The organism is Bradyrhizobium erythrophlei, assembly GCF_042430365.1.
GTDB classification, from domain to species: domain Bacteria; phylum Pseudomonadota; class Alphaproteobacteria; order Rhizobiales; family Xanthobacteraceae; genus Bradyrhizobium; species Bradyrhizobium erythrophlei.
On record NZ_JBHMET010000154.1, the window covers coordinates 69,330 to 82,287 of the forward strand.

General features: G+C 65.4%; 12 protein-coding genes. 3 read left to right on the top strand and 9 right to left on the bottom strand.

Features of this window, described 5'->3' with window-relative positions; translation table 11 throughout:
* On the bottom strand, positions 1–538 hold a 538-nt coding region (locus ACFFWD_RS23730), incomplete at its 3' end, for a L,D-transpeptidase family protein (protein WP_376969081.1).
* A gap of 243 nt (positions 539–781) precedes the next feature.
* On the opposite strand from ACFFWD_RS23730, the gene ACFFWD_RS23735 reads away from it, so the two are divergent.
* Both ACFFWD_RS23735 and ACFFWD_RS23740 read left to right on the top strand, forming a co-directional pair.
* A complete protein-coding gene (locus ACFFWD_RS23735; RefSeq protein WP_044539278.1) occupies positions 782–1,468 on the top strand; it encodes a response regulator transcription factor in 687 nt (228 codons plus the stop codon).
* A 56-nt stretch (positions 1,469–1,524) separates the two neighbouring features.
* The gene (locus ACFFWD_RS23740; protein WP_376969083.1) at positions 1,525–1,965 is read left to right on the top strand and encodes a Crp/Fnr family transcriptional regulator; all 441 of its coding nucleotides are present in this window, start codon (positions 1,525–1,527) and stop codon (positions 1,963–1,965) included.
* 123 nt (positions 1,966–2,088) lie between these two features.
* Here the strand turns inward: ACFFWD_RS23740 and ACFFWD_RS23745 are convergent, their stop codons facing one another.
* The 4 genes from ACFFWD_RS23745 to ACFFWD_RS23760 all read right to left on the bottom strand — a co-directional run bounded on the left by ACFFWD_RS23745 (position 2,089) and on the right by ACFFWD_RS23760 (position 7,649).
* Positions 2,089–2,904: an exodeoxyribonuclease III gene (locus tag ACFFWD_RS23745; protein WP_376969085.1), complete on the bottom strand. Its 816-nt coding sequence runs from the start codon at positions 2,902–2,904 to the stop codon at positions 2,089–2,091.
* A gap of 112 nt (positions 2,905–3,016) precedes the next feature.
* Positions 3,017–3,820, bottom strand: a complete 804-nt coding sequence (locus tag ACFFWD_RS23750) for an outer membrane lipoprotein carrier protein LolA (protein ID WP_376969087.1) — start codon at positions 3,818–3,820, stop codon at positions 3,017–3,019.
* Positions 3,821–3,919: 99 nt separating this feature from the next.
* On the bottom strand, positions 3,920–6,397 hold the full coding sequence (locus ACFFWD_RS23755) for a DNA translocase FtsK (protein ID WP_376969089.1): 2,478 nt from the start codon (positions 6,395–6,397) through the stop codon (positions 3,920–3,922).
* Positions 6,398–6,419: 22 nt separating this feature from the next.
* Entirely contained in the window at positions 6,420–7,649 is a 1,230-nt protein-coding gene (locus ACFFWD_RS23760) for an aminotransferase class I/II-fold pyridoxal phosphate-dependent enzyme (RefSeq protein WP_376969091.1), read from the bottom strand.
* A 283-nt stretch (positions 7,650–7,932) separates the two neighbouring features.
* Between ACFFWD_RS23760 and ACFFWD_RS23765 the strand changes: the two genes are divergently transcribed.
* Positions 7,933–8,733, top strand: a complete 801-nt coding sequence (locus ACFFWD_RS23765; protein ID WP_376969093.1) for a GGDEF domain-containing protein — start codon at positions 7,933–7,935, stop codon at positions 8,731–8,733.
* Here ACFFWD_RS23765 and ACFFWD_RS23770 read toward each other — a convergent pair.
* The 4 genes from ACFFWD_RS23770 to ACFFWD_RS23785 form a co-directional block, all read right to left on the bottom strand.
* On the bottom strand, positions 8,730–9,134 hold the full coding sequence (locus ACFFWD_RS23770; RefSeq protein ID WP_376969095.1) for a GFA family protein: 405 nt from the start codon (positions 9,132–9,134) through the stop codon (positions 8,730–8,732). The two genes, ACFFWD_RS23765 and ACFFWD_RS23770, sit on opposite strands and share 4 nt — an antisense overlap.
* A 253-nt stretch (positions 9,135–9,387) precedes the next feature.
* A complete protein-coding gene (locus ACFFWD_RS23775; protein WP_376969097.1) occupies positions 9,388–10,836 on the bottom strand; it encodes an ammonium transporter in 1,449 nt (482 codons plus the stop codon).
* Between the two features lie 38 nt (positions 10,837–10,874).
* Complete coding sequence (locus tag ACFFWD_RS23780; RefSeq protein WP_021082517.1) at positions 10,875–11,213, bottom strand: P-II family nitrogen regulator; 339 nt, start codon at positions 11,211–11,213, stop codon at positions 10,875–10,877.
* A gap of 323 nt (positions 11,214–11,536) precedes the next feature.
* The gene (locus tag ACFFWD_RS23785) at positions 11,537–12,856 is read right to left on the bottom strand and encodes an ammonium transporter (protein WP_376969100.1); all 1,320 of its coding nucleotides are present in this window, start codon (positions 12,854–12,856) and stop codon (positions 11,537–11,539) included.
* Positions 12,857–12,958 lie beyond the last annotated feature (102 nt).

Sequence of the window (12,958 nt, forward strand, 5' to 3'; positions counted from 1 at the left end):
AGCCGATGACGATCTTCGTCCGCGGGCCCATCCGCCGCAACAGGCGCAGCATCGAGGATTTCGTCATCGAGACGCAGCCCGCGGTCGGCGAGAAGTTGGTTCGCGCCAGGTGCAGGAACACCGCGCTACCGCGGCCGGCGATGCGCGGCGCGGTGTTGTGGTCGATCTCGACGATGAAGTCGTAGAGATGGTCCTCGCGCGTCAGCCGGTCGCCGGCCTGCTCCGCCTCGAGCCTGATCGCCTGGTTGTAGCGGCGGTCGGCCGGGTCCTCGCACCAGGCGTCCTCGGGGCGGATCGGACGGGCCGGCAGGAAGGTTTTGGGGAGCCGATGGCGGTCGGCGCGCCACCACAATTGGCGCGGATAGAAGGTGCCGCGCGGCGTGCCGCCGTCACCTTCCCGCTTGTTGGCGAGGATGCCGCCGCGCCCCAGCGCCACCGGCACGGTCCAGCCGTCAGCCGTCAGCCAGCCCCGGCGCGGGTCGCCGGCGGCGGGGTGGACCTCGATCGCGGAGAGCGGGCGATCACGCCCCGTTGTCATATAAGTGATTGAAATGGCTGATGTTCCCTTCAGAATCGTTCCAAACCAAACTTGCCGGGCGGGCCCGAATTGTTCTATCTGGCGGCATTACAGGACATTCACCTCCGCCCCGCCGATTTTGGGATAGACTGCCGTCGCCTTGAGAATCGGTAACAATCGCCTACCTGAATACGAATCTAGCCCAAGTTCCGGTCATCAGCGCTGCCCGCTTTTGTCCGCTTGCTGCCCCAAAGGATTGTACCTATGGCCAATGCCCGCAAGATCTTGATCGTGGATGACGATACCGATCTGCGCGATACGCTGGTCGAGCAATTGTCGCTGCATGAGGAGTTCGAAGCCTCTGCAGTCGATACCGGCGCCAAGGGCGCCAGCGCCGCCAAAGCCAACTCCCCCGATCTGGTCCTGATGGATGTCGGCCTGCCGGACACCGATGGCCGCGAAGTGGTCCGTTCCTTACGCAAGGGTGGCTTCAAGGCGCCGATCATCATGCTGACCGGCCACGACACCGATTCGGATACCATCCTGGGGCTGGAATCCGGCGCGAACGACTATGTGGCAAAGCCCTTCCGCTTCGCGGTGCTGCTGGCCCGGATCCGGGCGCAGCTCCGCCAGCACGAGGCCAGCGAGGACGCGGTGTTCTCGGTCGGCCCCTACTCGTTCCGGCCGGGCTCGAAGATGCTGACCGGCGCCAACGCCCGAAAAGTCCGCCTGACCGAGAAGGAGACCGCGATCCTGCGCTTCCTCTACCGCGCCGGCCAGATGCCGGTGTCGCGCGAGACCCTGCTGCAGGAGGTCTGGGGCTACAATTCGGGCGTCACCACCCACACGCTGGAAACCCACATCTATCGGCTCCGCCAGAAGATCGAGAAGGACGCCGCCAACCCGGAGATCCTGGTGACGGAAGCCGGTGGCTACAAGCTGGTGCCGTGATACGATTCGCGCTCACCGATTCGTAAAATCGAGGCGCGCCCGGTTGCCGGACCTGAATGTCAATCGACGATGATGTAGCCCTGCTGGAGCGGGTCCCGACGCTGCGTCTGTTGGGCGATACCTCCCTGCGCATGCTGGCGATCGGCTCCGAGCAACGCGATTTCGACCGCGGCGACGTGCTGTTCAAGGTCGGCGACGACGCCGACGCCGGCTATGTCGTGCAACGCGGCGCATTCCGCGTCGAGGAAGGCGGCGCCGAGATCGTTGCCGGCCCCGGCGCGCTGATCGGCGAGCTCGCGCTGATCGTGGCGATGAAGCGGCCGTCGACCGCGACCGCACTCGAACGCACCTCCGTCATCCGCGTCGCCCGCAGCCTGTTTCAGCGCGTGCTGGAAAGCGACCCCGCCGCGGCGCGGCGGCTGCGCGACGAGCTCGCGATGCGCACGAGCCAGCTCGCGAGCGATATTTTGATGGCGGGCGGGAAGCTGAGTACTTGACCGTCGTCCCGGCGCAGGCCGGGACCCATTACCACGACTCTCTGAGTTTAATTCCGGTGGAGCCACGGCTCCGGCCTCTCCCACAAGGGGAGAGGCGAACCGAGTGTGCGGCCGCAGTTCGTCTCACACCTCCAGCACCGCGGTCACCGGCACGTGATCCGACGGGCGCTCCCAGCCGCGGGCGTCGCGGGTGATCCTGAAATCGCTGACGTTGTCCTTCAGCGCGCGCGAGACCCAGATGTGATCGAGCCGGCGGCCGCGGTCGCCGACGGTCCAGTCGGCGGCGCGGTAGCTCCACCAAGTGTAGACCTTTTCTGACATCGGAATCCGCTCGCGCGCGATGTCGAACCACTCGCCATGGCTTTGCGCGGCGAGCAGCTTCTCGGTCTCGACCGGCGTGTGCGAGACCACTTTCAAGAGCTGCTTGTGCGACCAGACGTCGTTCTCATGCGGTGCGACGTTGAGGTCGCCGACCAGGATGTGGCGGTCGTCGCCGCGCGGATGCAGCGGCTCGCAGGCCTTCATCTCGTCGAGGAATTGCAGCTTGTGCTCGAACTTCGGATTGAGCGCGGGATCGGGAATGTCGCCGCCGGCCGGCACATAGAAATTATGCAGCACCAGCGGCTTTGCGATCTGTGCCTTCTCGCCGAACGACACGGAGATGTGGCGCGAATCCTCCTTGGCGCAGAAGCTGCGGATGTCGGTGCGCTCGAACGGCAGCTTCGAGACGATGGCGACGCCGTGATAGCCCTTCTGCCCGTTCAGCGCGACGTGCTCATAGCCGAGCCGCTTGAAGCGCTTCAGCGGAAACGCGTCGTCGATGCATTTGGTCTCCTGCAGGCACAGCACGTCCGGCCGCGCGCTCTTGATGAACTTGGCGACGATGTCGATGCGCAGGCGCACCGAGTTGATGTTCCAGGTGGTGACGGAGAAACGCATGGGAGCTGCGTCTTAGCACGGATGCGCGGCAGGGAATTCAGATTGTCCACAGCGCCGTAGGATGGGTAGAGCGCAGCGAAACCCATCGGGACCACGGCATGTTGCGACAATGCTAGCCCGGCGAGCCGCCCGGATAGGCCGTGAAGTCGATCTTGAACAGCGACGGGTCGGGCTTCTGCGTCGAATCGAGATTGTAGACCGCAACCGTGGTGTCGTAGCCCTGCGGGTCGGTGACGGTCCACTGCTTGAGCTTGCCGTCCTTGGCGCCGATCATCAGCATCAGGCGCGAGGTGCCGATCAGCGCCTGCTTCTCCTCGATGGTGACGCTGACGAAGACGTCGTCGGCGGTGACGCTCACGACGTTGGTGTCCTTCATCAGGTCGATGCGGTCGGACAACAGATAGCGCAGCGGCGTCTGCGACAGCGGATAGACGTCCTGGGTGGCGAGCCTGCGGTCGCGCACCGCGACTGAGGAGCCGTCGGCGACGATCTCGATCGGGCTCGGCTGCTCATATTCGAAGCGCACCTTGCCCGGCTTCTGGATGTAGAAATCACCCTTGGTCTTGGCGCCGTCGGGCCCGACCTGGACGAAATTCCCGACCAGCGTCTGCAGCGACGACAGATAGGCCGAGACCTTGGCCGCCTGCGCCTTCTGGTTGGCGTCGAAGGTCGCGAAGATGTTGGCGGGCACGTTGCGGCGCGGATCGGGAATGATCGGCGTCGGTGGCGTCTGGGTGGCGCCAGTGGTCGCGGGGCCCTTCTGGTCCTGCGCGCTCAGCTGGGTACCGCCGTCGCGGGCCTTGGGCGCGGGTTTCGGGGTCGGGACATTCTGCGCCGCCGCCGATCCGGCGGCCGACGCGGACACAATGAGGACCAGCGCGCAATGCGCGAGGCGGTGAGTAAAGGTATTTGCCATCAGATATTTCAAGTCTCTGTTCGACGCACCGTCCCGCTTCGCCCGATCTTATCGCGCCTCATCCAAAGGAGATATGGCTTTTCCGTGATGATTGCCGGGTCAGAACTGGCCTTCTTCTTCCCCGACCAGGATTTCGCGCTTACCGGCGTGGTTGGCCGGGCCGACAATACCCTCAAGTTCCATCCGCTCCATCAGCGATGCGGCGCGGTTATAGCCGATCTGAAGCCGGCGTTGAATGTAGGAGGTCGAGGCCTTGCGGTCGCGCTTGACGATCGCAACCGCCTGCGCGAACAGGTCGCCGCCGCCGTCGGCCCCCATGCCGGTGGAATCGAACACCGCGCCGTCCTCGTCGGTCGGCTCTTCCGCGGTGACGGCCTCGAGATATTCCGGCTGGCCCTGCGTCTTCAAATGACGCACCACCTTCTCGACTTCCTCGTCTGACGCGAACGGGCCGTGCACGCGGCTGATGCGGCCGCCGCCTGCCATATAGAGCATGTCGCCCTGGCCGAGCAGCTGCTCGGCGCCCATTTCGCCCAGAATGGTGCGGCTATCGATCTTCGAGGTGACCTGGAAGGCGATGCGGGTCGGGAAGTTGGCCTTGATGGTGCCGGTGATGACGTCGACCGACGGACGCTGGGTGGCGAGGATCACGTGCAGGCCGGCGGCGCGCGCCATCTGCGCCAGGCGTTGCACCGCGCCTTCGATGTCCTTGCCGGCGACCATCATCAGGTCCGCCATCTCGTCGACGATGATGACGATGTAGGGCAGCGGCTCAAGGTCGAGCTTCTCTTCCTCGTAGATCGCCTTGCCGGTCTCCTTGTCGAAACCGGTGTGCACCGTGCGCGTCAGCTCCTCGCCCTTGGCCTTGGCTTCGACGAGCCGCTGGTTGTAGCCGTCGATGTTGCGCACGCCGAGCTTGGCCATCCGCTTGTAGCGCTCTTCCATCTCGCGCACGGCCCATTTCAGCGCGACCACCGCCTTCTTCGGGTCGGTGACGACAGGCGTCAGGAGATGCGGGATGCCGTCATAGACGGAGAGTTCGAGCATCTTGGGGTCGACCATGATCAGGCGGCACTGGTCCGGACGCAGCCGGTAGACCAGGCTCAGGATCATGGTGTTGATGGCGACCGATTTGCCGGAGCCGGTGGTGCCGGCGATCAGCATATGCGGCGTGCGCGCGAGGTCGATGATAACGGGATCGCCGCCGATCGTCTTGCCGAGGCAGAGCGGCAGTTTTGCGACGGAGTCGGTGCTCTCCTTCGCCACCAGAAGCTCGCGCAGATAAACCTTTTCGCGATGCGCGTTCGGCAGCTCGATGCCGATCGCGTTGCGGCCGGCGACCACGGCGACGCGCGCCGATAGCGCGCTCATCGAGCGGGCGATGTCGTCGGAGAGACCGATCACGCGCGACGACTTGATGCCGGGCGCGGGCTCGAGCTCGTACAGCGTGACGACCGGACCGGGATTGGCTTTGACGATCTCGCCGCGCACGCCGAAATCCTGCAGCACGCCTTCGAGCGCGCGCGAATTGGCCTCGAGCTCGGACTTGCTCAGCGGTTGGCGATCGCTCGCCTTGGGCGCGGTGAGAACGGAGACCGAGGGCAGCTCGAACTTGTCGGAGGATTTCTTCTTGGCGCGCGGCTCGGCCTTCTTGCGCGGGGCGCGGGCGACCGGCGCCTCCTCCTCGTCCTCTTCGTCCTCGGCGTCGCCGTCGACCTCGTCCGAATCGTCTTCGTAATCGTCATCGTCGCGCGCGGGCGTGATCGAGGGCGCGGCGCGTCCGCCACCGCCGATATTCGGCTCCTGGCGATCGAACGCCGCGGCGCGGCCCTGCGGCGCGCTCGACACCAGCGATTTGTAGGCCGTCGTCATCAGCCAGCCGAGCCGGGCCTTGGCGCTCATCAGCGCGTGGAACAGCCAGCCGAGCGAGACCGAGCTGCGATCGCTCTCCTCTTCGACGAACGGCTCGTCGTCATCGGTGATCGGTGTCAGCTCTTCGTCGTGCTCCTTGGCGCCCCAGCCGCAGGCGAACAGGAAGGCGGCGGTCATCGCGGTACACAGGATGATGCCGAGCACCACGCGGTAAATGAAGCCGGGCGGGCCGAACACGACGGCGGGTGCGCGCACCAGCGCGTCGCCGACCACGCCGCCGAGCCCGGTCGGCAGCGGCCAGGCGGTGTTGTGCGGCCAGCAGCTGGCAAAGCCCGCCGCGATCACCGTGCTCAGGATCCAGCAGCCGAGCCGCAGCGCCTCGCGATCGAAGGGGCGATGCGTCAGCATCCGCCAGCCCCACACCGCGACCGGGAGGATCAGCATGATGGCGCCGAGGCCGAGGATCTGCATCAATAGGTCGGCGCCGATCGCGCCGGGATAGCCGAGCACATTGCGGATCGCGCGCGAGGTGGCGTGGCTCAGCGACGGGTCCTGCACCGACCAGGTCATCAGCGCGGCCGAAACGACGCCTGAGAGCGCGATCAGCCCGAGCCCGGTCAGCTCGCGCAGCCGTCGCGCCAGCGCCTCGCGGATGGAGAGCGGCAGATGGCCGACCAGGGGGATGACACGTTCGATCGCTGGCATGCTTGATCTTCGCGCTTGGCGATTAACCCAGAGTTTCGACCAGCCGGTGCAATGCTTCGGCCGTAGATTCACTGTCGGAGACGAGCGCAAGCCGGATATAGCCCGCGCCCGGATTGGAGCCGTCGTTCTGTTGGCGCGCCAGATAGCTTCCGGGGATCACCCGCACGCCGGCGTCGCGATAGAGCCGCACGGTGGTCGCCTCGTCGCCGCCGCGGTCGGAGACGTCGAGCCAGACGCAGAAGCCGCCTGCGGGGCGCTTGTAGCGGTAGCGGTTACCGAGGATCTGGTCGGCGAAATCGAACTTGATGCGATAGAGCCTGCGGTTCTCCTCGACATGCGCCTCGTCGCTGTAGGCGGCGACCGCAACATGCTGCAACGGCACCGGCACCTGGGGCGCGGCGACATTGCGCAGCTCGTGGAACGCGGCGAGGAACTTGCGGTCACCGGCGGCAAAGCCGACGCGCATGCCGGGCAGGTTCGAGCGCTTCGACAGCGATTGGAGCGCGACCACATTGGTGAAGTCGGGCCCGGCGCATTCCAGCATGCTGCCCGGCGCGTCCCGCGTGTAGATCTCCGAATAGCACTCGTCGCTCAGGATGATGAAGCCGTGACGGTCGGCGAGCTGCTTCAGGCGCAGCAAATAGTCGCGCGAGGCGACCGAGCCTTGCGGGTTCGCGGGCGAGGCGATGTAGAACGCCACGGTGCGCGCCAGCGTCGCCTCGTCGATCGAATCGAGATCAGGCAAAAAGCCGTTTTCGAGCGTGGTCGGCAAATAGATCTGCTCGCAGCCGGCGGCGCGGGCGCCGGCGCCATAGGCCGGATAGAACGGGTTCGGCATCAGGATCGCCGGCCGGCCCTTGCGGGGGCCGACATAGCGCGCCGCGGTGATCGCGGCGAAGAACAGCCCCTCGCGGCTGCCATTCAGCACCAGAATCTCGCTCTCGGGATCGACCGGCCGCGGCAAACGGAACCGGCTCGACAGCCAGGCCGCCACCGCATGGCGGAACGGCTCGATGCCCTTGGCCGCGGGATAGCGGCCGAATTCGGCGATGTGCTTGGAAAGCACCGGCCCGACGAAGTCGGGCAAGGGGTGCTGCGGCTCGCCCAATGACAGTGTAATCAATGGCTTAGCCGGCTTGTAGGGCGCCAATAGCTCGGTCGTGCGCAAAAACGGCGAGCGCTCGGCCTGGCTCGCGGCGGGAGTTGCGGTGCTGGCGTCCTGCGCCACGCCGGAAGAGGCGGTCATTGCCATGTTTGAAACGCCAGCACTTTCACTGCGGTCGGGATGGGGAGGTCCGACCGTAAACCGATCAAATCACCATAGATAGGGCGAGGTTAAGACGCGATTAACCATCGGCGGCCGGGCGCGATCAGCCTGCCGGGCCGACCGGGTTCCCGCAGCGTCCATCCGGGAATGCAGCAAATCCTCTCGATCCGCTTTATCCGCGCTTAACGCCGTTTCGCACTGCAAAAGTTCCTTCAGCAATTCGCAACATGCCGGGGACGATCACTCCGCCATTCGCGGAGCGCAGAGCATGGCCATCAAGATCGAGACACACCGGGATGTCATGCGCCGCACAGGCAAGATCATGGCAACCGCCGCGGGCCTGACCGCGGTGATGTCCTTCGCCATGGGCCTGCTGGTTTTCGGCAGCGATTTTTCCGCGCCCATCACGGTCGGTCAGATGCAGCTCTTCGGACTGCTCGCGGGCGGCTCCATCTCTGTGGCGCTGAGCGGCGCGATGTCCTATCGCGCCGGCCGCCTGATGCTGGAGCTGGCCGAGATGCGCCGTGAGCTCGCCCAGATCTCGCAAACCGACCAGTTGACCGGCTTGCTCAATCGCCGGGGATTCGACGCCGAGGCCGCCGCCGCGCTCGACCAGGCGCAGGACAGCGGCGCCTCCGCCGCGGTGCTGATGTGCGACATCGATCATTTCAAGTCGATCAACGACCGCTATGGTCACGAGATCGGCGACAAGGTGCTGGTCGAGATCGCCGACGTGCTGCGCCAGTTCGCGATCCGGCACGAGGCGCTGGTGGCCCGCTACGGCGGCGAGGAATTCGCGACCGTGCTGACCGGCCTGAGCCATGACGAGGCGGCGCTATGCGCGGAGGAGATCCGCCGCGACTGCGCGGCTCGGACGATCCTCGACGACGAGACGCTATTGCCTGTCACGATCAGCATCGGCTTCACGGTCAAATCGCGCGACCTCGATCTCGCCGACCTGATGCGAACCGCCGACCACGCGCTCTACATCGCCAAGCGCAGCGGCCGCGATCGCGTGGAGCACGCGCGCGACGCTGCCCTGATCTCCCGGCTTCCTGCCTCCGCTTAGTGCGCCGGCAGCTTGTCGAAGGCCGGCATGCCCTCGGGCACGTGGTGGAAGGCCTGCTTGTCGCAGGTGTAGATCGCGACCTGCGGATTGAAGAGCTTGGGATCGTCGAAGGTACCGACCTTCAGGACCGCGGCCGGCAGTCCGGGCACCTTGGTCGCCAGATGGGTGCCGCATTCGGGGCAGAATTCGCGCGTCACGGCGCGCGCGAGGTCCTTGCGCGTGAACTGCTTGGGCTCGCTTGCGGTGTATTTGAAGCCTGAGACCGGCATCGCCACGAACATGTTCGGCGCGCCGCCGGTGAAGTACTGGCATTCGCGGCAGTGGCACTGCGCCGCCATCATCGGCTCGCCCTCGGCCTGATAGCGCACCTTGCCGCAATAGCATCCGCCTTCGAGCTTCATGATGTCCTCCCTGTTTATGCATTCTTCTTGGCGATCTTCACGTGAAGCGCCGTTCCGCATCCGGTGCGGACGGGCCGCAGTGTCGATGGCGCCGGGCCGTCCTGGCAAATGGTTTTTTGCGACGGCGCGATCACGAAAAAGAAAGGGGCTCCAACTTGCGCTGGAGCCCCTCAACGGTCCGGGCATTGCCGGGTATGTGCCCGGACCGTAGTTCTGGGAACGACCGCTTGGGGAGGTCGCGCCCCGGGAGAACTCACATGTTGTAGGCGCGCTCCGTGTGCTCGGTGATGTCGAGGCCTTCACGCTCGGTCTCAACGTTGGCGCGCAGGCCGACGATCACGTCGACGACCTTGTAGAGGATCGCCGAACCGATGCCCGACCACACCAGCGTGGTGCATACGCCCCAGACCTGCGAGGTCATCTGCGCCACGAAGTCGTAGTCGGCAACCTTCGGCGGGATCGCCGTGTAGTCGATGATGCCGGCACCGCCGAGCGCCGGGTTGACCAGGATGCCGGTGCCGAGCGCGCCGACGATGCCGCCGACGCAGTGGACGCCGAACACGTCGAGCGAGTCGTCATAGCCGAGCGCGTTCTTCACGACGGTGCAGAAGAACAGGCAGACGATGCCGACGACGAGGCCGAGCACGATCGCGCCCATCGGACCGGCGTAGCCGGCCGCCGGCGTCACCGCGACGAGGCCCGCGACCGCGCCGGAGAGCGCGCCGAGCAGCGAGGGGTGGCCCTTGACGATCCATTCCGCGAACATCCAGGACAGCGCCGCCGCGGCGGTGGCCACGAAGGAGTTGGTCATGGCGAGCGCAGCGCCGCCATTGGCTTCGAGGTTCGAACCGGCGTTGAAGCCGAACCAGCCGACCCAGAGCAGCGAAGCGCCGATCATGGTCATGGTCAGCGAGTGCGGCGCCATCAGCTCCTTGCCGTAGCCGGTGCGCTTGCCGATCAGGAGCGCGCCGACGAGGCCGGCGATGCCCGCGTTGATGTGCACCACGGTGCCGCCCGCGAAGTCGATCGCACCCTTCTTGAAGATCCAGCCGGCATCGGCGTTGATCTCGTCGAGCTTGGCCTGTGCCGCGGTCTTTGCCGCACCGTCAGCAGCCGCTGCGAGCGCCTTGGCGGCATCCTGGATCGCGTCCGGGCCCGGCCAGTACCAGACCATGTGCGCGATCGGGAAGTAGATCAGGGTAACCCAGAGCGGGATGAACAGCGCGACCGCCGCGAACTTCATGCGCTCGGCAAAGGCGCCGACGATGAGGGCGGGGGTGATCGCCGCGAAGGTCATCTGGAAGCAGACATAGACCAGTTCCGAGATGTTGGCGTCGACCGAGAAGGTCGCGGCCTTCGAGTCCGTTGTGATCCCCATCATGAAGGCCTTGGAGAAGCCGCCGATGAAGTCGGAACCGCCGGTGAAGGCGAGGCTGTAGCCGTAGAGGGCCCAGAGCACGGTGACGAGGCAAACGGTGTAGAAGACCTGCGCCAGCACCGAGAGCATGTTCTTGGAGCGGACCAGACCGCCATAGAACAGCGCCAGGCCCGGGATCGTCATCAACAGCACGAGCACCGTCGAGGTCAGCATCCAGGCGTTGTCGCCCTTGTTGACGGTTGGCTCAGCGTAGGCGGCGGTCGCGGCGAAGAGGCCGACTGCGAGGGCCGCCAGTCCCGCGCTATAGGGACGCTTGAACGTCATGTGGTTTTACTCCTGAGTCTTAAGGTTTGAGCGCGAAATCAGAGGGCCGCGGCATCGGCCTCGCCGGTGCGGATGCGCACGGCGTGTTCGAGGCTGATGACGAAGATCTTGCCGTCGCCGATCTGGCCGGTCTTGGCGGCAGAGGTGATGGCGTCGATGGTCTTGTCGACCTGATCGGAGCCGACTGCGACCTCGATCTTGATCTTGGGCAGGAAGCTCACGGCATATTCGGCGCCGCGATAGATTTCCGTGTGACCCTTCTGACGGCCGTATCCTTTGACTTCCGTCACCGTGAGACCGTGAACGCCAATGGCGGTCAAGGCGTCACGGACCTCTTCCAACTTGAATGGCTTAATGATCGCCATAACAATTTTCATGAGTCCTATCCCCGCTTGGGCCCGGTGGGAGACACCGGGAGATTGCGACTGAGGTTCACCACGCGGAGAGCTTCCACTACGCGGGCACAGCCGGCACCTTTAGAATCAAATGCCGTGCCAGATCGGCCGGATCAGCTAATGGATTATGAATCCGGACCTTTTCCCGCTTTGCGGGAGGCCTCCGCCCCTGCGCCATTCCGTCGCGCCTAAAATGTAACCACCGCTGTTCAAAACGCGGGCACGACCAACTCCGGACACAATCGTGCCCAGAGCCGCAGCAGGCTTTGCGGTATTTAGGTAACTAGACAATTAGATGGAAGGAACTACTGCAGGGCCTCGCCGTGCTGCGAGATGTCCAGGCCCTCGAGCTCCTGCTGCAGCGAGACCCGCAGCGGCACGAAGACGCTGACCAGCTTGAGCAGCACGAAGGTCACGCCGCCGCACCAGACCAGGGTGACGGCGACGCCGTAGAACTGGATCAGGAGCTGCTGCGGATGGCCTTCGAGCAGGCCGGCGGTGCCGCCGATCGCGCTTGCGGCAAAGGTGCCGGCCAGCAGCGTGCCGGTCAGGCCGCCGATGCCGTGCACGCCGAACACGTCGAGCGAGTCGTCGTAGTTGAAGCGATGCTTCAGCCAGGTGCAGGCCCAGTAGCAGACCAGACCGGCAGTGATGCCGATGAGGACGCCGTGCCATGGCGCAACGAAACCGGAGGCCGGCGTGATGGTGCCGAGCCCCGCGACCGCGCCCGAGATCATGCCGAGCACCGACGGCTTGCGGCGCGTCGCCCATTCGATCGCGCCCCAGGTGAGCGCGCCGGCGCAGGCCGCCAGATGGGTGGCGATGATCGCCATCACCGCGCGCGAATTGGCCGCGAGCGCCGAGCCGCCGTTGAAGCCGAACCAGCCGACCCAGAGCAGGCCGGTGCCGACCACCGCGAGCGACAGGTCGAACGGCGATAGGTTCTCGCTGCCATAGCCGTGACGGCGGCCCATCACCTTGGCGGCGACCAGTCCGCTGACGCCGGCGGAGAGATGCACGACGAGGCCGCCGGCGAAATCGAGCACGCCCATCGAGGCGAGGAAGCCGCCGCCCCACACCCAATGCGCCAGCGGCACATAGGCGAAGATGAACCACCCGATCGAGAACAACAGGTAGGCGGAAAACCGCATGCGGTCGGCGACCGAGCCCGCCACCAGCGCCACCGTGATGATCGCAAACGTCATCTGGTACAGCATGAACAGCGATTCCGGGATCGTCTTCGCCGCCGGGTTGACGCTGTCCATCGTCATGCCGGCGAGGAACCAGCGGTCGAGCCCGCCAAGCCACGGACCGTCGCCGACGAAGCTCAGCGAATAGCCGAACGTCACCCACAGGATCGAGACGATCGCGACCGCGGCGAGGCTCTGCGCCATCGTCGCCAGCACGTTCTTCTTGCGCACCATGCCGGAGTAGAACAGCGCGAGCCCCGGGATCGTCATCATCAGCACCAGCGCGGTGGCGACGATCATCCAGGCGGTGTCGGCGGTGTTGATCGTTGAATTGGCGGCCGTATCCTGGGCGAAGGCGGGCGTGCCCAGCGCAAACAGCAATGCAGCATCGATCGGCGCAGCAATTTTAGCTGCACGAAGAGCCCGTGCCCCCATCATCATTCCCCGGCGTGTTGTGGTGTCGTGTGGCGATCGTGATGCGATCACACGTGATCGCATCACGATCTCATTCTTTGTTTGAGCATGATCTTTTCGGAA